This is a genomic window from Streptomyces sp. NPDC041940 (assembly GCF_055589465.1).
In genome coordinates this window covers 128,234-147,512 of sequence record NZ_JBVJBP010000004.1, presented here as the reverse complement: position 1 = coordinate 147,512, position 19,279 = coordinate 128,234, and the positions used below count along the sequence as shown (strand labels likewise).

At 71.5% G+C, this 19,279-nt stretch carries 14 protein-coding genes; 11 read left to right on the top strand and 3 right to left on the bottom strand.

Annotation, left to right across the window (positions count from 1 at the left end; genetic code table 11):
- The first annotated feature begins 160 nt into the window (after positions 1 to 160).
- A complete protein-coding gene (locus ACZ6I3_RS09970) occupies positions 161 to 1,141 on the top strand; it encodes a WD40 repeat domain-containing protein (RefSeq protein WP_469413353.1) in 981 nt (326 codons plus the stop codon).
- A gap of 16 nt (positions 1,142 to 1,157) precedes the next feature.
- Here the strand turns inward: ACZ6I3_RS09970 and ACZ6I3_RS09965 are convergent, their stop codons facing one another.
- Complete coding sequence (locus ACZ6I3_RS09965) at positions 1,158 to 1,940, bottom strand: TetR/AcrR family transcriptional regulator (RefSeq protein ID WP_469413351.1); 783 nt, start codon at positions 1,938 to 1,940, stop codon at positions 1,158 to 1,160.
- A gap of 105 nt (positions 1,941 to 2,045) precedes the next feature.
- On the opposite strand from ACZ6I3_RS09965, the gene ACZ6I3_RS09960 reads away from it, so the two are divergent.
- The 7 genes from ACZ6I3_RS09960 to ACZ6I3_RS09930 all read left to right on the top strand — a co-directional run bounded on the left by ACZ6I3_RS09960 (position 2,046) and on the right by ACZ6I3_RS09930 (position 10,705).
- The gene (locus tag ACZ6I3_RS09960; RefSeq protein WP_469413349.1) at positions 2,046 to 3,005 is read left to right on the top strand and encodes an ATP-binding cassette domain-containing protein; all 960 of its coding nucleotides are present in this window, start codon (positions 2,046 to 2,048) and stop codon (positions 3,003 to 3,005) included.
- The gene (locus tag ACZ6I3_RS09955; protein WP_469413347.1) at positions 3,002 to 3,820 is read left to right on the top strand and encodes an ABC transporter permease; all 819 of its coding nucleotides are present in this window, start codon (positions 3,002 to 3,004) and stop codon (positions 3,818 to 3,820) included. Before ACZ6I3_RS09960 ends, ACZ6I3_RS09955 begins: the two co-directional genes overlap by 4 nt.
- Before the next feature lie 155 nt (positions 3,821 to 3,975).
- Positions 3,976 to 5,490, top strand: coding sequence for a cellulase family glycosylhydrolase (locus ACZ6I3_RS09950; protein ID WP_469413346.1), 1,515 nt, complete (start codon positions 3,976 to 3,978; stop codon positions 5,488 to 5,490).
- Between the two features lie 79 nt (positions 5,491 to 5,569).
- Positions 5,570 to 6,235, top strand: coding sequence for a hypothetical protein (locus ACZ6I3_RS09945; RefSeq protein WP_469413345.1), 666 nt, complete (start codon positions 5,570 to 5,572; stop codon positions 6,233 to 6,235).
- Entirely contained in the window at positions 6,235 to 8,427 is a 2,193-nt protein-coding gene (locus ACZ6I3_RS09940; protein ID WP_469413343.1) for a bifunctional polysaccharide deacetylase/glycosyltransferase family 2 protein, read from the top strand. Before ACZ6I3_RS09945 ends, ACZ6I3_RS09940 begins: the two co-directional genes overlap by 1 nt.
- A gap of 119 nt (positions 8,428 to 8,546) precedes the next feature.
- Positions 8,547 to 8,879, top strand: a complete 333-nt coding sequence (locus ACZ6I3_RS09935; RefSeq protein ID WP_469413341.1) for a hypothetical protein — start codon at positions 8,547 to 8,549, stop codon at positions 8,877 to 8,879.
- Positions 8,880 to 9,106: 227 nt separating this feature from the next.
- Positions 9,107 to 10,705, top strand: coding sequence for an alpha/beta hydrolase (locus ACZ6I3_RS09930; protein ID WP_469413340.1), 1,599 nt, complete (start codon positions 9,107 to 9,109; stop codon positions 10,703 to 10,705).
- 89 nt (positions 10,706 to 10,794) lie between these two features.
- Here ACZ6I3_RS09930 and serC read toward each other — a convergent pair whose 3' ends face one another.
- Positions 10,795 to 11,913 (bottom strand): phosphoserine transaminase, encoded by a 1,119-nt coding sequence (gene serC / locus ACZ6I3_RS09925; RefSeq protein WP_469413339.1) that lies wholly within the window; start codon positions 11,911 to 11,913, stop codon positions 10,795 to 10,797.
- Positions 11,914 to 12,007: 94 nt separating this feature from the next.
- On the opposite strand from serC, the gene ACZ6I3_RS09920 reads away from it, so the two are divergent.
- The 3 genes from ACZ6I3_RS09920 (at position 12,008) to ACZ6I3_RS09910 (ending at position 17,355) form a co-directional block, all read left to right on the top strand.
- On the top strand, positions 12,008 to 14,920 hold the full coding sequence (locus ACZ6I3_RS09920) for an FAD-binding and (Fe-S)-binding domain-containing protein (protein WP_469413337.1): 2,913 nt from the start codon (positions 12,008 to 12,010) through the stop codon (positions 14,918 to 14,920).
- A gap of 139 nt (positions 14,921 to 15,059) precedes the next feature.
- Positions 15,060 to 16,196 carry a lipid II:glycine glycyltransferase FemX gene (locus ACZ6I3_RS09915; protein ID WP_469413335.1) on the top strand — a complete coding sequence of 379 codons (1,137 nt, stop codon included), beginning with the start codon at positions 15,060 to 15,062 and terminating at the stop codon, positions 16,194 to 16,196.
- 163 nt (positions 16,197 to 16,359) lie between these two features.
- The gene (locus ACZ6I3_RS09910; protein ID WP_469413334.1) at positions 16,360 to 17,355 is read left to right on the top strand and encodes an EamA family transporter; all 996 of its coding nucleotides are present in this window, start codon (positions 16,360 to 16,362) and stop codon (positions 17,353 to 17,355) included.
- On the opposite strand, the gene ACZ6I3_RS09905 is transcribed toward ACZ6I3_RS09910, so the two are convergent.
- Positions 17,352 to 19,121: a tetratricopeptide repeat protein gene (locus ACZ6I3_RS09905; protein ID WP_469413333.1), complete on the bottom strand. Its 1,770-nt coding sequence runs from the start codon at positions 19,119 to 19,121 to the stop codon at positions 17,352 to 17,354. The two genes, ACZ6I3_RS09910 and ACZ6I3_RS09905, sit on opposite strands and share 4 nt — an antisense overlap.
- Between the last annotated feature and the right edge of the window lie 158 nt (positions 19,122 to 19,279).

The following is a 19,279-nucleotide window of genomic DNA, read 5'->3' as shown; positions in this document are numbered from 1 at the left end:
CTGCCCGTCGTCGGCCGCGCTCGGAGTCCGTCAGGTGTTCGCGCCCCCCCCGCGCCCCCGACCCCCGCCGGACGTTCGCAACCCGTCGGCCTCTGTCATCCGTCCCGCCCGTGATCCGTTGTGCCCCATGAACCGCGGAGCGGGATGGCAGTCTTGGGGCATGCGCAGACCGATCGCCTTCCTCGCCGCGGCTCTCCTCGTGGGCGCCTTCGCCGTGCCCGCCTCCGCAGCCGACGGGGACGAGGAGTTCACGATCAAGGACCCGCGCATCACCGAGTCGAGTGGCCTGGCGGCGTCCCGCCAGCACCCCGGCGTCTACTGGACGCACAACGACAGCGACGACGGGGCGTATCTCTACGCCGTCGACAGCGCTACGGGCGAGACGGTCGCCACGATCACCATGGCCGGGGTGGGCAGTCCGCGTGATGTCGAGGCCATCTCCATCGGGCCGGACAACCAGATCTACGTCGGCGACATCGGCGACAACCTCGGCGGCAGCTGGCCGTACGTGTGGATCTACCGGCTGCCCGAGCCGAAGAACCTGCGTGACCAGACCGTCCGGGCCACGCAGTACGTCGTGAAGTACTCCGACGGCGCGCGGGACGCCGAGTCGCTGGTCGTGCACCCGAAGACCGGCCGTGTCTACCTCGTCGACAAGAACGAGAAGGGCGGGCATCTGTACGAGGGGCCGGCCGAGCTGTCTCCCACCGGGAGCAACGTCTTCCGGCCCGTCGCGGCCGTCCCCGACCTGGAGGCGACCGACGCCACGCTCTCCCCCGACGCCCAACACCTCGTCGTACGCAGCTACTTCGGGGCGATCGCGTACGACTGGAACGACGGGAAGATCAAGAAGAAGGAGCGGCTCGGGGTGCCGTTCCTCGGGCAGGGGGAGTCCGTCACCTACACCGCCGACGGGAAGAAGCTCATGTACGGCGCCGAGGGGGCCGACAGCCCCGTGGAGCCGCAGGACGCTCCCGGCGCCGGTGGGTCCGGTTCGGCCTCCGGCAGCGGCGGTTCGGCCGCTTCGGACGGTGGCGGCGGGGACGGGCTGAGCGGGAATCTCAAGAACGGCGCGATCGCCGTCGCCGTGGCCTGTGCCGCGCTGTTCGGGCTGCGGGGGCTGAGGCGACGGCGACGGTAGGGGAGCCCGGCAGCGCCTAGGGGGCCGACTCGCCGCGCTGCTTCACCAGGACCTCGAGCCCGTCCAGGATCCGCTGCAGCCCGAACTCGAAGTGGTCGAAGTCCGACCCGAAGCTGTCCTCGGAGAGCGAGGCCATCACCGGGTAGCGGCCCGAAGCCATGGCCTTCTCCAGCACCGGCACCTGCGCCTGCCAGAACTCGACGTCCGTCAGGCCCGTCCGGCGCTCCGCCTCCCGCTCGTACAGTTGCGTGCGCGCGGCTCCGACGACGTACCCGTCGATCATGATGACCGCGGAGACCAGTTCGGGGTCGGTCAGCCCCATCGGGCGGATCCGGGTGAGGATCTTCTCCATGCCGTCGACGGCGCTCGGGCCGAGAACCGGGCGGGACTGGTTGACGTGGAGCAGCCAGGGGTGGCGGCGGTAGAGGGCGAGGGTCGTCCGGCCCAGTGCCTCCAGGGCGGCGCGCCAGCCGCCGTCGCCCAGGTCGGACGGGTTGTCGGAGCGGCGCTGCACCCGGTCCAGCATGAGGTCGAGCAGCTCGGCCTTGCCGGGGACGTACCGGTACAGCGACATGGTGCCGGTGCCGAGTCCGGCGGCGACGCGGCGCATGGACAGCCCGCCCAGCCCCTCGGCGTCCGCGACCTGGACGGCGGCTTCCACGATCCGGTCCAGGGTCAGGGTCGGTTTGGGGCCCCGGCTGGGGCGCCGGCCGGTGTCCCACAGCAGTTCGAGGGTGCGGGCGATATCGCCGCTGCCGCTGGTCTCCGTACTGCCCGCACCACTCGTACCGCTCGTCATGGGCCCAGCTTAGAGGCCGCGGCAAAAACTGGGTACTGTGTACGCGTAATAGGGTACGGTGTACTCAGTTCAAGGTCGGCGAAGTGCGGGCACGGGAGGGGCGGCATGGACGGTTACGCGGTACGGGCCGAGGGGCTGGAGAAGCGGTACGGCGAGAAACGCGCCCTCGACGGCTTCGACCTGGCCGTGCGCGAGGGCACGGTGCACGGTCTGCTCGGGCCGAACGGGGCGGGCAAGACCACCGCCGTGCGCATCCTGTCCACGCTGATCCGGCTGGACGGGGGCAGCGCGACGGTCGCCGGTCTCGATGTGGCCCGGCAGCCGCGCGAGGTCCGGGCCCGGATCGGGCTCACCGGGCAGTACGCGGCGGTGGACGAGGTGCTCACGGGCCGGCAGAACCTGGAGATGTTCGGCCGGCTGTTCCATCTCGGCGGCAGGCGCGCCAGGGTCCGGGCCGGTGAACTGCTGGAACAGTTCGACCTGGCCGACGCCGCCGACAAGGGCGTGGGCAAGTACAGCGGTGGCATGCGGCGCCGCCTCGACCTCGCCGCGTCGATGATCCTCGCACCGGCCGTGCTCTTCCTCGACGAGCCGACCACGGGCCTGGATCCCCGCAGCCGGGGCGAGGTCTGGGAGTCCGTACGGGCGCTGGTGGCGGGCGGCACGACGGTGCTGCTGACCACGCAGTATCTGGAGGAGGCCGACAAGCTGGCCTCGCGCATCACCGTCATCGACCAGGGGCGGGCCATCGCCGACGACACCCCGGACGGGCTGAAGAACCTCGTCGGCGGCGACCGGATCGAGGTCGTGGTCGCCGAGCGGTCCGAGATCCCGCGGGTGGTGAAGGTCGTCGCCCGGGTCACGGACGGAGAACCCGAGGCCGACGAGAGCGAGCTGCGGGTGCACGCCCCGGTCACCGACCGGGTCACCGCGCTCACCGAGGTGGCGCGGACCCTGCAGGACGAGGGCGTCCGCGTCGAGGACATCGGGCTGCGCAGGCCGAGCCTCGACGACGTGTTCCTGCGCCTGACCGGACACCGCACCGAGAAGGAGGCCGCGGCGTGAGCGCCATCGACCTGAGTACGCCGAGCACCCGGAGCGGCACGTACTGGCTGCTCTCCGACTGCTGGAACATCGTCCGCCGCGGCCTGACCCACTACCAGCGCCAGCCCGTCAACATCGCCTGGCAGCTGGGCTTCCCGATCCTGTCCGTGCTGCTCTACGGCTATGTCTTCGGCAGCGCCATGAAGGTGCCCGGCGGCGGGGACTACCAGGACTTCCTGATGCCGGGCATGTTCGCGATGACCATGGCGTTCGGCTTCATCAACACGGCGACCGTCGTGGTCTACGACTCCACCAAGGGCGTCATCGACCGCTTCCGCTCCATGCCGATGTCGTCCTCGGCGGTGGTGGCCGGGCGCGGCGTCACCGATCTGATCATCGCCTGCGCCGAGTTGGCGATCATGATGCTCACGGCGCTCGCCATGGGCTGGCGTCCGGACGGCGGGCTCGGCTTCCTCGGCGCGTTCGGGCTGCTGCTGTGGCTGCGCTTCTCACTGATCTGGATCGGCGTGTGGCTCGGCCTCATCGTGCCCAACCCGGAGGCGGCGGGCGGCCTCTTCGCGGTCGCCTTCCCCTTCACGATGATCTCCAGCATCTTCGTCGCGCCGCAGCTGATGCCCGACTGGCTGGGCTGGGTGGCGATGTGGAACCCGATCTCCTCCACGGCGGCGGCGACCCGCGAACTGTTCGGCACGCCGGTCGGCGGTGACACCTGGGTCGAGCAGCACGCGCTGCTGATGGCCGGGGTGTGGCCGGTGATCCTGACGGCCATCTTCCTGCCGCTGGCCGTACGGCGGTTCAAGAAGCTCAGCCGGTAGCGCGGGCGACGCGCACCTCCCGGGGTCTTGACGTGTTCATGGTGCGTCAGTTTCCTGGGGGGTGCGCGGCGTTGTGGGAGCGCTCCCATTCGGCTCTCGTCCGGTTCCGGGGCCGCGCCTCCCCCTCCCCGAGGAACCCGAGAGGAAGCAGCCACATGTTCCGCACTCTGCGCAGAGCGCTGTGTGTTGCCGCGGCGCTCCTGTTACCGCTGGCCGGCACGGAGTCGGCCCGCGCCGACGTCGAGGTGAAGGCCGGCGCCGGCTACTGGCACACCAGCGGCCGTCAGATCCTGGACGCGGCCGGAGCGCCCGTCCGTATCGCCGGTGTCAACTGGTTCGGCTTCGAGACCGCCAACCACGTCGTCCACGGCCTGTGGGCCCGCGACTACAAGAGCATGATCGACCAGATGAAGTCGCTGGGCTACAACACCATCCGGATGCCCTACAGCGACGACATCCTGAAGTCCGGCACCATGCCCGACAGCGTCAATTACGACGGCAAGAACACCGACCTGCGCGGGCTGACCTCGCTCCAGGTCCTGGACAAGATCGTGGCCTACGCCGGACAGGCCGGGCTGAAGATCGTCCTCGACCGGCACCGGCCGGACGCGGCCGGACAGTCGGCCCTCTGGTACACGGCGTCGGTCCCCGAGTCGACCTGGATCGCCAATCTCAAGGCCCTGGCCACGCGCTACAAGGGCAACTCCACCGTCGTGGGCATCGACCTGCACAACGAGCCCCACGACCCGGCCTGCTGGGGCTGCGGCGACACGAGCAGGGACTGGCGGCTGGCCGCCCAGCGCGCGGGCAACGCGGTGCTGTCGGTCAACCCCGAGCTGCTGATCATGGTCGAGGGCGTGCAGTCGTACAACGGCACGAACGGCTGGTGGGGCGGCAACCTCATGGGCGTGGCCCAGTACCCGGTCCAGCTCGACGTGCCGAACCGGCTGGTGTACTCGGCCCACGACTACGCCACGTCGGTGGCCCAGCAGCCGTGGTTCGGCGACCCCTCGTTCCCCGCGAACATGCCGGGGATCTGGGACAAGTACTGGGGCTACATCTTCAAGCAGAACATCGCCCCGGTGTGGCTCGGCGAGTTCGGTACGACGCTCCAGTCGACGGTGGACCAGCGGTGGCTGTCCGCGCTGGTGACGTATCTGCGGTCGACGTCGGCGAACGGCGCCGACAGCTTCCACTGGACGTTCTGGTCCTGGAACCCCAACTCCGGCGACACGGGCGGCATCCTGAAGGACGACTGGCAGACCGTGGACACCGCCAAGGACGGCTACCTCAAGGCGATCAAGGCGCCGGGCTTCGCGGGAGGCGGTTCCGGGCCGGACCCCGGCGGGCCCGGTGAACCCGGTGGCGGGGCCGCCTGCACCGCCGCCTACACGGTCAGCAGCGACTGGGGCGGCGGCTTCAACGCCGAGGTGAAGGTGACCAACACGGGCGGTACGCCGCTGACGTCGTGGAAGGTCGCCTGGACGTGGAGCGGCGCACAGAAGGTCACCAGCATGTGGAACGCCTCGTACACGCAGAGCGGGGCGAGCGTGACGGCGGTGAACGCCGCGCACAACGGGAGCGTGCCGGTGGGGGCTTCGGCGAGCCTCGGCCTCGGCGGCGCTCCCGGGGGCGGAGCGGTGCCGAGTGTGAGCTGTACGGCGACCTGACGTCGGGGTGAGGGGGCGCCCGGTGCTCGCCGGGCGCCTCGTCCGACCGACGGCTCCGGGGCGGCGTACGCTGACATTTATGGCGCCGTACCGTGCCAAGAGGGAGCAAACAGGGCAGGAACCGTCGAGCGATCCGCGCCTTCCGGTGTTCGTCGACTCCTCCGGCCGGCGTGCGCGCAATCTCCGGCGGGCCGGCTACGGACTGGCCGGCTGTGCGGCGGCCTACATGGCGGTGCTGGGGCTGAGCCTGATGGGGGCGACGCCCTTCGCGCCGGGCGCGCTGCTCCCCGGTGACGTGGCGGCGCCCGCCGCGCCGAGGGCCCAGGCCCCGGGCGGGACGCCCCTGGCACCGCCCGGCGACGCCTCGGACGCGGCCGGCCCCAGCGCCCTGCTCGTCCCGGGGCTCACCGGGCCCGGCCCTTCCCTCGAACCGCCCCTGGTCCCAGGGAGCCCACCGCCCGGCGCACCGGCACCTTCCGACGCACCGGAACCACAGACACCACCGGCACAGGAGCCTCCCCCGCCGGAGCAGCCCGCCGACCCCGACGACCCCGCCGCTCCCGCCCCCGAGCCGGGCACGGGCACCACAACGCCCTCGCCCCCGGACCCGCCCACACCCGCTCCGCCCACCACACCCGCCCCACCGGCACCTGAGCCCACAGGGCCGGCGACCAGCCCCTCGGCACCGCCCGATGCCGCCGAGCCGCCCCCGCCCGCCGACCCCTCGGTGGCCGAGGCTCCCTGATGCGGCGGCGCCCCGACCGGTCACCCGACCGCTCATCGAGGCCGTCCGGTCCGCGCCGGACCCGAGCGCCCCTGGCACCGCGGCATCGCTTCCGCATCGTCGTCCCCCTGATCCTGCTGGCCTTCGTCGCCTCGGTCCTCCTGGTCGAGGGCTACACCACCCGCGGCTTCGCCGGCGACCAGGAAGGGCGCGGCGGACGATCGGCGGCCGGCGTCCCCCGCTCGATCGCCGACGGCGGCCCGGTCGTCGACACCACCAACGATCGTCTGCGCACCTATCGCACGCCGGACAAGACCGTCGTCCTGACCTTCGACGACGGCCCCGACCCCACCTGGACACCCCGCATCCAGGCCGTTCTCGACCGCTACGGCACGCCCGGCACCTTCTTCGTCACCGGGCAGCAGACCGCCCGGTACCCGGACGTGCTGCGCCGCGTGGTGCGCTCCGGCCACGAGATCGGCGTGCACACCTTCTCCCACCCGGACCTGACCACCCGGTCCGCGAGCGACATCGACCGTGAGCTGTCGCTGACCCAACTCGCCCTCGCCGGGGCCGCGGGCATCCACACCTCGCTGATGCGGATGCCCTACTCCTCGACGCCCTCGGCCCTCGACACCCCGGAGTGGTCCCTGGCCCGGCGCCTGGGGGAGAAGGGCTACGTCCTGGCGTTCATCGACCAGGACACCAACGACTGGCGGCGGCCGGGTGCCCGGGAGATCGCCGACGCGGCCATCCCGACCGGGGGCAGGGGTGCCGTGGTCCTCCTGCACGACGCGGGAGGGGACAGAGCGCAGACGGTCGAGGCCCTCAAGACCCTGATCCCCCGGCTGCAGGCCCAGGGCTACCGCTTCACCACGCTCGCCGAGCTGGTCGGCACCGACACCCTCAGCAGCCCCGTCGGCACGGCCGACCGGTGGAGCGGCCGGATCTTCGTGGCCGCCGTCGCCGTGTCGGCGACAGCGGTCACGGCCGTCAGCGCGCTGCTGCTGGTGGTCGGTTCGCTCGTCCTCGCCCGGTGTGTGCTGCTGCTCGTCCTGGCCCGTCACCACGCCCGTCAGCACGCTCGCCGCGGGCGCTCCGACACCGGCGGGCGCGGGGCCGTCACCCGGCCCGTCAGCGTCGTCATCCCCGCCTACAACGAGAAGCCGTGTATCCCCAAGACGCTCCGCTCCCTCGCCGCGAGCGAGCATCCCGTGGAGATCATCGTCGTGGACGACGGTTCCCGCGACGGCACCGCCGACCTCGCGGAGTCACTCGCCCTGAAGAACGTCACCGTCGTCCGGCAGCCCAACAGCGGCAAACCCGCCGCCCTCAACACCGGTGTCCTGCGGGCCTCCCACGACCTCGTCGTCATGCTGGACGCCGACACCGTCTTCGCCCCCTCGACCGTCGGCCGCCTCGTCCAGCCCTTCGCCGACCCCCGCGTCGGCGCCGTCGCGGGCAACGCCAAGGTCGGCAACCGGCGGCGACTGCTCGGCCGGTGGCAGCACATCGAGTACGTCATGGGCTTCAACCTCGACCGCCGCATGTACGACCTGCTGCACTGCATGCCCACCATCCCCGGTGCCGTCGGGGCCTTTCGCGCAGAGGCCCTGCGGGACGCCGGGATGGTGAGCGCGGACACCCTCGCCGAGGACACCGACCTCACCATGGCCCTGCACCGGGCCGGGTGGGAGATCGGCTACGTGCCGGACGCGCTGGCCTGGACCGAGGCACCGTCCTCGCTGCGGGAGCTGTGGCGCCAGCGCTACCGGTGGAGCTACGGCACGATGCAGGCCGCGTGGAAGCACCGGCACGCGCTGATCGAGCGCGGCCCCGCCGGCCGGTTCGGCCGCCTCGGTCTGCCCCTGCTGGCCGTCTTCCAGATCCTCACCCCGCTGCTCGCCCCGCTGATCGACATCCTGGCCCTCTACGGCCTGGTGTTCGGGAACCCGCTCACCACCGTGCTCGCGTGGTGCGGTGTGCTGGCGGTGCAGGCGGTCTGTGCCGCGTACGCCTTCCACCTCGACGGCGAGCGGCTCCGGCCGCTGTGGGCGCTCCCTCTCCAACAGGTCGTCTACCGCCAGGTGATGTATCTCGTCCTCACCCAGGCCTGCCTGACCGCGATCAACGGCTACCGGCTGCCCTGGCAGCGGCTCAAGCGCAGCGGAGACGTGATGCTGCCTCCGCAGCCCTCGACCCGCCGGACGTGAGCGGTCGCGGTGGCGGCGTGCGGTGGCGGCGTGCGGTGCGGGCGGCCGTTCGGGTTCAGTTGCCCGGCCGAGGGGCCGTCAGCCTTCCTCCTGGGCACTTTTCCGCTCAAGGTGTGATCATGAAAAATCAGCGTTTGTACCGTATGCCGCGATCCCTGGCGCACTCGGCTGGTGCGGCCGTCATCATCCTCGCGGCGGCCCTGACTTCCGCCGCGCCCGTCGCGGCCCAGAGCGCTGCGCCGTCTGACGGCGGCAAGAACCAGAGTTACTCGTGCAAGACGTCCAACACCCAGAAGCAGGGGCTCGAGAACATCGTCTGGTCCGTCCTGTTCGGGCCCCAGAACAATACGACGGAGACCCGGTGCGAAGGCGATGGCGACGGCGACGGCGGCGAAGCGAAGGAGAAGCAGGAGGAGGCCCCTGGTTTCCTTCGCTCCCTTCCCGGCTCCTGACCTCCTCCTGACCTGCTCCTTGTAAGTCCTGACCCGCGCGGCGAGAGGGGTGTTTGGGTGCTGATGGCCCAAACACCCCTCTTTTAAGGCGCTTTGAGCGCAGGGAATGACTCGATTCGGTCAAGTCTCGGTCGAATATGTATGTGCATGGCGTGCTCTTCCGAAACGATGCGGCACGGCCCGTGTTGACGCGGGCCTGACCCCCCTCACCGTTCTGAGAGAACTCCATGAGAAGAAGCGCAGCCGTACTGTGCGGTGCGACCGTCGTCCTGGCCGGGACCCTCACCGCCGCTCCCGCCAGCGCCGAGGCGCCGCACTCCGCGACCACCGCCCAGGCCGCGAAGGTCACTTGGAAGAAGTGCGCCACGGACGACTCCCCGACGATGCAGTGCGCGTCGGTGAAGGTGCCGCTCGACTACGCGAAGCCGCAGGGGAAGCAGATCACGCTGGCGCTCTCCCGCGTGCCGCACACCGCCTCGACGTACCAGGGCCCGCTGCTGGTCAACCCCGGCGGCCCCGGCGGCAGCGGTCTGTCGCTGGCCGGTTTCGTCGCCTCCTCCCTGCCCAAGGAGGTCGCGGCCCAGTACGACGTCATCGGCTTCGACCCCCGCGGCGTGGGCGAGAGCAAGCCCGCCCTGGACTGCAAGCCGGGCCACTTCGACCCGGTGCGCCCCGACTCCGTGCCCAGCACGCCCGCGATCGAGAAGGCCAACCTCGCCCGCGCCAAGGCGTTCGCCCAGGCCTGCGGCACCAAGTACAAGGACGTCCTGCCGTACATCAACACGGTCAGCGCCGTGAAGGACATGGACTCCATCCGCAAGGCCCTCGGCGCGAAGAAGATCAACTACTTCGGCTACTCGTACGGCACCTACCTCGGCGCGGTCTACGCCAAGCTGTACCCCGAGCGGGTGCGGCGCCTGGTGCTGGACTCCATCGTCGACCCGACCGGGGTCTGGTACGACGCCAACATCAAGCAGGACTACGCCTTCGACAAGCGCCACAAGGCGCTGATGGCCTGGATAGCCAAGTACGACTCCACGTACAAGCTCGGCACCGATCCGAAGAAGATCGAGGCCAAGTGGTACGCCATGCGGGCGGCCCTCGCCAAGAAGCCGGCCGGCGGCAAGGTGGGCGCCTCCGAACTGGAGGACATCTTCATACCCGGCGGCTACAACAACGCCTACTGGCCCACCCTGGCCCAGACGTTCGCGGCCTACGTCAACAAGAAGGACACCGCCGCGCTGGTCAAGGCGTACGACGACATCGCGGCCATCGACGCCTCCGGCGACAACGGCTACAGCGTCTACACCTCCGTGCAGTGCCGTGACGCCTCCTGGCCGCGCGACTGGAAGCAGTGGCGCAAGGACAACTGGGCCGTGTACGAGAAGGCCCCGTTCATGGCCTGGAACAACGCCTGGTACAACGCACCGTGCGCGTTCTGGCCGACGAAGACGCTGAAGCCGGTGAACGTCGCCAACTCCAAGCTCCCGCCGGTCCTGCTGTTCCAGGCGACGGACGACGCGGCCACCCCGTACCAGGGCGGCGTCACCATGCACCGTCTGCTGAAGGGCTCCAGCCTGGTCGTCGAGCAGGGCGGCGGCAACCACGGCATCTCGCTGGGCGGCAACGCCTGCCTCGACAAGCACCTGGCGACCTACCTCACCAACGGCAAGGTGCCGCACGGCAGCGGCACGGCCGACGCCGTCTGCAAGAAGCTGGCCGACCCGAAGCCGCAGTCCGCTGCGGCGAAGACCCCGAGCAAGGCCGAGTCGGCCGTCTCGACGGCGGGCAAGACCCTGAGCGCGATCCTGGGCTACGGCGGCTGAGCGAGCCTGCCCGAGCACGAGTGAGGGCGCCTCGCGGAACTCCGCGGGGCGCCCTCAGTCACGTACGGGAAGTCACGTACGGGAGAAGGTCAGAGCTTCTCGATCACGTAGTCGACGCACTTCGTGAGGGCCTCGACGTCCGCCGGGTCGATCGCCGGGAACATCGCGACGCGCAGCTGGTTGCGGCCGAGCTTGCGGTAGGGCTCGGTGTCGACGATGCCGTTGGCGCGCAGGACCTTGGCGACGGCGGCGGCGTCGACGTCGTCGGTGAAGTCGATCGTGCCGATGACCTGGGAGCGCTTGGCCGGGTCGGTGACGAACGGGTTCGCGTACTTGACGTCCTCGGCCCAGCCGTACAGCGTGCGCGCGGACGTGGCCGTGCGGCGCACCGACCAGTCCAGGCCGCCCTGGCCGTTGATCCACTCCAGCTGGTCGTTGAGGAGGAACAGCGTGGCGAGGGCCGGGGTGTTGTACGTCTGGTTCTTGCGGGAGTTGTCGATCGCCGTGGGCAGCGAGAAGAACTCCGGGACGTGCCGGCCGGAGGCGTGGATACGCTCGGCGCGCTCGATCGCCGCCGGGGAGAAGACACCGATCCACAGGCCGCCGTCGGAGGCGAAGGACTTCTGCGGGGCGAAGTAGTAGACGTCCGTCTCGGCGATGTCGACGGGCAGGCCGCCGGCGCCGGAGGTGGCGTCGACCAGGACGAGGGAACCCTCGTCGGCGCCCTCCACCCGCTTGATCGGGGCGGCGACACCCGTGGAGGTCTCGTTGTGCGTGAACGCGTACACGTCGACGCCCGCCGCGGCCTCCGGCTCCGGGTGGGTGCCGGGGTCCGAGGTGATGACGTCCGGCTCGGCGAGCCACGGCGCGAGCTTGGACGCCTTGGCGAACTTGGAGGAGAACTCGCCGAAGGTGAGGTGCTGCGACTTGTTCTCGATCAGGCCGTGCGTCGCGATGTCCCAGAACGCGGTGGAGCCGCCGTTGCCGAGCACCACCTCGTAGCCGTCGGGGAGCTGGAACAGCTCACGGACGCCCTCGCGCACCTTGCCGACCAGGTTCTTGACCGGGGCCTGCCGGTGGGAGGTGCCGAGGAGGGAGGTACCGGTCGCGGCCAGCGCGTCCAGCGCTTCCGTCCGCACCTTGGAGGGGCCCGCGCCGAAACGTCCGTCGGCGGGCTTGATGTCAGCGGGAATCTGGATCTCAGCCACGCTCTGGAGGTTAGCCGGTGAGGAAACCTGGGCGAAACGTGGTCCGTCGGGTGAGACGGGGTTCGTCTCGGCGTGAGACTGCTTTGCTGGACGTATGACGGATCTTGAGGTCGAGCTGCGCGGGGCCGTCGGGGGTGACGTCCGTTTCGACGTCACCTCCAGGGCGCTGGTCACCATGGACGCCTCCAACTACCGCCGCGTCCCGCTGGGCGTCGTCGCCCCACGCGACACCGATGACGTGGCGGCCGTGCTGGAGGTGTGCCGGGCCCACGGCGTGCCGGTGGTGGCGCGGGGCGGGGGAACGTCCATCGCCGGGCAGGCGACGGGAACGGGCGTGGTGCTGGATTTCACCCGGCACATGAACCGGCTGGTGTCGCTGGATCCCGAGGCGCGGACGGCCGTCGTGCAGCCGGGGCTGGTGCTCGACCGGCTCCAGGAGGCCGGCGCACCGCACGGTCTGCGGTTCGGCCCGGATCCGTCCACGCACAGCCGGTGCACGCTCGGCGGCATGATCGGCAACAACTCGTGCGGCTCCCACTCGGTGGCGTGGGGGACCACCGCGGACAGCGTGCGCGAACTGGACGTGGTCACCGCGCGCGGGGAGCGGCTGCGACTCGGGCAGGACTGGTCCGGGGCGCCCGACGGGCTGCGGGCCCTGGTGGACGGCGACCTCGCCCGGTTGCGCACGGGCTTCCCGGAGCTGCCCCGCCGTATCTCCGGATACGCGCTGGACGCCCTGCTGCCCGAGCACGGCGCCGACGTGGCCCGCTCCTTCTGCGGCTCCGAGGGCACCCTGGGCGTGCTGACGGAGGCGGTCGTACGACTGGTCGAGGCGCCCCGCGCGCGTGCGCTGGCCGTGCTGGGCTACGCCGACGAGAGCGCGGCCGCGGAGGCCGCCGCCGGGCTGCTGCCATTGAGGCCGCTGACGGTGGAGGGCATGTCGGCGGACCTGGTGCCGTCCGCGGCGGCCCTGCCCAAGGGCGCGGCCTGGCTCTTCGTGGAGACCGGCGGAGAGTCGGCGGCTGAGGCACGCGCGCGTGCCGAGGCGATCGTGCGGGCGGCCGATGTCGTGGACGCCCTGGTGGTCACCGACCCGGCGGGGCAGCGTGCGCTGTGGCGGATCCGGGAGGACGCGAGCGGCACGGCGACCCGGATGCCGGACGGGTCGGAGGCGTGGCCGGGGTGGGAGGACTGCGCGGTGCCGCCCGCCCGGCTCGGGGCGTATCTGCGGGACTTCCGGGGGCTGCTCACCGAACACGGGCTGCGCGGCACGCCGTACGGGCACTTCGGGGACGGCTGCATCCACGTCCGGATCGACTTCGACCTGCTGACCGAGCCCGGAGTCGCCCGTTTCCGCCGCTTCTCGGAGGAGCTCGCGGAGCTGGTGGTGGCGCACGGCGGGTCGCTGTCCGGGGAGCACGGGGACGGGCAGGCGCGGGCGGAGCTGCTGCCGAGGATGTACGGCCAGGAGATGGTGGACCTCTTCGAGCGGGCGAAGGGCGTATGGGACCCCGACGACCTGCTCAACCCCGGCATGCTCGTACGCCCCGCACCCCTCGACTCCAACCTCCGCTTCTCCGTCCTGCCCCGCGAACCGGTCGACGTCGCCTTCGGCTACCCCTTGGACCGCGGCGACTTCTCGGCGGCGGTACGGCGCTGCGTCGGCGTCGCCAAGTGCCGTACGACGTCGGTGTCCGGCTCCTCCGTGATGTGCCCGTCCTTCCGGGCGACCGGCGCGGAGGAGCACTCCACACGCGGGCGGGCCCGGCTGCTGCACGAGATGCTCGCGGGCGAGGTCGTGACGGACGGCTGGCGCTCGACCGAGGTACGGGACGCGCTGGACCTGTGCCTGTCCTGCAAGGGCTGCCGCTCGGACTGCCCGGTCGAGGTCGACATGGCCACGTACAAGGCGGAGTTCCTCCACCACCACTACGCGGGGCGACGCCGACCGGCCGCGCACTACTCGATGGGGCGGCTTCCGGTGTGGCTCCGGGCCGTGTCCCGTACGCGCACGGCGTGGCTGGTCAACGCGCTCTCCGCGGTACGGCCCCTCGCATGGGCGGCGAAACGGCTGGGCGGGATCGCACCCGAACGGGAGATTCCGCGGGTGGCGAGGCGGACGTTCACCCGGTGGTGGGAGCGGCGGCGGGGCGAGGCGGCCGTCGGTTCGGGCACCCTGGTCATCCTGTGGCCCGACACCTTCACCGAGCACCTCTCGCCCTCCGTCGGGCAGGCCGCCGTGCGGGTGCTGGAGGCGGCCGGGCTGCGGGTGGGGCTGCCGCCGACGCTGCGGCTGGTGACATCGCCGGTGGGTGACGGGCGGACGGTCGCGATGGATCCGCTGTCGGTGCTGCGCGGCCGGGGCCGGGTCTGCTGCGGGCTGACGTATATGTCGACGGGCCAGCTGGACCGCGCCCGGGCGGTCATGCGCCGCACGCTCGACCTGATGGAACCCGTGCTGGAGACCGACGCCCCGGTCGTGGTCCTGGAGCCGAGCTGCGCCGCGGCCCTGCGCACCGACGTCCCCGAGCTGCTGCACGACGACCCGCGCGCGGCCCGCCTCGCCGCCAAGGTCCTCACCTTCGCGGAGACCCTGGAACGCCATGCCCCCCACTGGACGCCGCCGCGCGTGGACCGCCCGGTGGCCGGCCAGACCCACTGCCACCAGCACGCGGTGCTGGGCGACGCCGCCGACCGCCGGCTGCGTGCGGCGGCCGGGCTCTCCGGCGAACTGAGCGGCGGCTGCTGCGGCCTCGCGGGCAACTTCGGCTTCGAGAAGGGCCACTACGAGGTGTCCACGTCCTGCGCGGAGGAACACCTCCTGCCGTCGGTACGGAACGCCCCGGACGGCACGGTGGTCCTGGCGGACGGCTTCTCCTGCCGCACACAGCTGGAACAGCTGGCGGGGGTGCGGGGGAGGCATCTGGCGGAGGTCCTGGCGGCGGCCTTGGACGGGGCGGGCGACGATGCCGCCGGGGGAGGGTTCGAACCGGAGGACGAGGGGTGAAGCGGGGGTTGCTTGAGGCGTTGGCGGGGGTTGCTTGAGGCGTTCGGGCCACGCGACGGACGGACCCGAGTGTCTGAGCCGGAGGAGGGCCGGGCCCGCTCCTAGGCTCGCGTGGTCAGCCACTCGAAGGAGCCCGCGTATGAGCATCCGCGTCAGACCGATCACCCGCGACGAACACCTCGCGTTCGTCGCGGCCCGCCCCTCCGCCAGCCACACCCAGGTCCCGTCCTGGGGCGAGGTGAAGCCCGACTGGCGGGCGGAGAGCCTGGGTTGGTTCGACGCGGTCGGGCGGCTCGTCGGCGCGGGGCTCGTACTGCTGCGCCCGCTGCCGGGACCGCGACTGCCCGGGCTGCGGAGATACCTCGCGTATCTGCCCGAGGGCCCGCTCGTCGACTGGCACGAGCCCGGTCTGGAACGGCTGCTGGAGCCGATGCTCGCGCACCTGGGACGGCGGGGCGCCTTCGCGGTGCGGATGGGCCCGCCGGTCGCGGTGCGCCGCTGGAGCGCCGAGGCGGTCAAGGCGGGCATCGCGGACCCGGCCGCCGGGCGGCTGAACGACGTGCGGGCGACGTCGTACGACCCGCGGGCCGGCCGGATCGCGGGCGATCTGCGCCGCATGGGCTGGCGGCAGACCGAGGCCGGCGGCGAGGGCGGCTTCGCCGCGGGGCAGCCCCGGTACGTCTTCCAGGTGCCGTTCGCCGGCCGGTCACTGGACGACATCCACAGCGGCCTGAACCAGCAGTGGCGGCGCAACATCAAGAAGGCCGAGAAGGCCGGCGTGAAGGTCGTACGCGGCGACATCGAGGATCTGCCGGCCTTCCACGAGCTGTACGGCGAGACCGCCGAGCGGGATCGGTTCGTCCCGCGCCCGCTGTCCTACTTCCAGGGCATGTGGAGGGCGCTCACCGCCGAGCACCCGGACCGTATGCGGCTCTACCTCGCCTACCACGACGGCGAGGTGCTCGCCGCCGCGACGATGCTGACCGTCGGCGACCACGTCTGGTACTCCTACGGCGCCTCCACCAGCCGCCGGCGCGAGGTCCAGCCGAGCAGCGCCGTGCAGTGGCGCATGATGACCGACGCCCACGCACTCGGCGCCGCCGTCTACGACCTGCGCGGCATCACCGACACCCTGGAGGAGTCCAGCGACCTGCTGGGCCTGCTCCGCTTCAAGGTGGGCACCGGCGGCGAGGCCGTCGAGTACCTCGGCGAGTGGGAGTACCCCCTCAACCGGCTGCTGTACAAGGCGTTCGGCCTCTACCTCTCCCGGCGCTGACGTCCCGGCGCCGGCGTCTCAGAGCCCGAGACAGAGGCAAAAGGGCTTCACGCACCTGACTGAGTCCATTACTCTGGACTGGCAAGTACATCGGGATGTACGCGGAGTGCAGGCCGGTGTACGCACAGCCCGCACCCGGAGCCCGACCAGCACAGGACCGCCCGTGACCACCCCCGCCAGCGCCACCAACGCCACCACGCCGCAGCCCGCGACGGCCGCCACGCCCTCCCCGGCCGGCGGCCCCGGAGGCCCAGGCGGCGCCGGCCGTCTCGGATCCCTCGGGCCCGTGGGTCTGGTGCTCGCGGGTGGCATCTCCGTGCAGTTCGGCGGCGCCCTGGCGGTGACCCTGATGCCGAGGGCGGGCGCCCTCGGGGTGGTGGCGCTGCGCCTGCTCGTGGCGGCGGTCGTCCTGCTGCTGGTCTGCCGTCCGCGACTGCGCGGCCACTCGCGCACCGACTGGGGCACGGTCGTCGTCTTCGGCATCACCATGGCCGCGATGAACGGCCTCTTCTACCAGGCGGTCGCCCGCATCCCGCTGGGCCCCGCGGTCACGCTGGAGGTCCTCGGCCCGCTCGCCCTCTCGGTCCTGGCATCCCGCCGCGCGATCAACTTCGTCTGGGCGGCCCTCGCCCTCGCCGGTGTCTTCCTCCTCGGCGGCGGAGGCTTCAGCAGCCTCGACCCCGCCGGAGCGGCCTTCGCCCTGAGCGCCGGCGCCATGTGGGCGGCATACATCGTCTTCAGCGCCCGTACGGGCCGCCGCTTCCCGCAGGCGGACGGGCTGGCCCTGGCGATGGTGGTCGGCGCGGTGCTGTTCCTGCCCCTGGGCATCGCCGAGTCGGGTACGAAGCTGCTGGACCCGGTGACGCTGGGGCTGGGCGCGGCGGTGGCCCTGCTCTCCTCGGTCCTGCCCTACACCCTCGAACTCCTCGCCCTGCGCCGCCTGCCGGCCTCCACCTTCGCGATCCTGATGAGCCTGGAGCCGGCCATCGCCGCGACGGCCGGCTTCCTCATCCTCGACCAGGCCCTCTCCGCCATGGAGGCCGCCGCGATCGCCCTCGTCGTCGCGGCGAGCATGGGGGCGGTGCGCACGCAGGTGGGCCGGGGCCGCCGCGGGCGCGAGAAGACGGCGGCGCTGGAGAGCACGGGGCTGGAGGGCTAGAGGCCTTCTGGCTCATCGGCTGTCTCACCGCAAGCCCATCGAAGATTCGCGGCGGTGTGGAGGGTTTCGGGGTGGTCGGGTCCGAGGACGCGTCGTTGTGTCTCCAGGGTGGTGCGGTAGAGGTCGAGGGCGGCCTCCGAGCCCTCGATGTCGCTGATGGCGTTGGCGAGGTTGCTTGCGGTGCGGAGGGTGTCGGGGTGGTCGGATCCGAGGACGCGTCGTTGTGTCTCCAGGGTGGTGCGGTAGAGGTCGAGGGCGGCCTCCGAGCCCTCGATGTCGCTGATGGCGTTGGCGAGATTGTTCTCGGTGCGGAGGGTGTCGGGGTGGTCGGATCCGAGGACGCGTCGTTGTGTCTCCAGGGTGGCGCGGTAGAGGTCGAGGGCCGCTTGCGCGCCCTCTACGGCGCTGATGACGACGGCGAGATTGTTGGCGGAGTTCAAGGTGTCGGGATGCTCGGTACCAAGGACGCGCTGCTGGGCCCTGTGCGCTTCGGTCATCACGTCGCGTGCTTCCGTGCCGTCCCTGTCGTAGAGGACGATGCCCACCAGGGATCGGGCTTTGAGGGTGGTCGGGTGGTCGTCGCCCAAGAGGTCGCTGCAGTCCTTGTGGAGGTCGCGGGCCTGGCGCACGCCTTCGTCGGGCGGTGATACCCGCCAGCCGCTGAACACCGTGTAGGTGCGCAGTTCCAGGACGACGGGGTGGGTGCGATCGAAGTGCTCTCCCACGTCCTCGGACAGCTTGGTGAGCAGCGCGTACGCCCTGAGCGGATCCCCCGCTCTTCCGGTGAGGTAGGAGTGGCTGATGCGGGCGTGCAGGGTGACAAGGTGGTGAGGGCCGAAGGCGTGGCTGATGTCGGGGAGGAGTTGCTCCAGCTGGTCGCGCGCTTCCTCAAGCTGGCCGGACGTGCCGAGTGCTTGTGTGCGTCCGAGCCGGGCCAGGATGAGGAACCGTTCGTCGGGTGGCGGGGGAGTCGTTCTGGCGAGAGCGGCGTAGGCGCGTCGGCTCTCCACCATCCGCCCGTTGCGGTGCTGCCAGGCCGCGTGCCGCAGGCGGGCCAGGAGGGTCAGGGCGTGGTCGGCCCCCAAGTAGCGCAGGCAGTCCCGTTGGAGGGTGTCGGCCATGTCCAGGGCTGTGCGGATGTCGCCGGCCTGCCCCACCCAGTAGCTGTGGGCATGCCGAGCCGCCAGGGTCGCCGGATGCCCCTCTCCCAGAGCCGCGGTCGTGCGCGTGACCAGCTTCTCGGCGAGGTCTGACGCTTCCCGGGGGAAGCCGAGCTCCCCGGTTGTCGTGACGTTGTCGGCGAGTCTGTCGAGGTGGGGGTGGTCTGCGGCCCAGACCGCGAACTCGGCTGACACCTCCGGTGAGAGAACCACCGTCCCGGCGCCGTCCCACCCGCCCAGCATCCCGACCCCGCGCGGCTGCACCTTGGGGGGAGCCGGCTCGTGCTCCCGCCTCTGCCGTGACACGTCCAGGGCTGTCCACCGGCGCTCCCACCGGGGCAAGTCCCGCTGCGCGGCGCTGAGAGAGCTGGTCCGGGAGTGGGCGTCCGCGTAGTCGATCAGCGCGACGATGAACGCCTCCACCTGGTCCCAATTCCCGTTGCCGACGCGGCCCTTGCTCGCACGGACGTAGCCGTGTGCCGTCGACCGTGCCACTCCGGACCGTTCCGCTACCGCAGTCCAGATCGGCCTGCCCGCGGCCTCGTGCAGTGCTTCCAGGTCCTTGCGGAACCTCTCCCACGAATCGATCGGCTCCTCCTGCGGCATGCGCCTCCCCCTCCCGCCTGATGCCCAGCCCTGGGGCATGCTCCATACCCCGTCCGGGCGCGTCCGAGCCGTCCGGGACGTCGGCCCCGGCCCGGATGCCCTTGGCGGGAGGGACGGACGCACGGGATGTCCGGGTTCCCGGCCGTCCGAACTCGGAC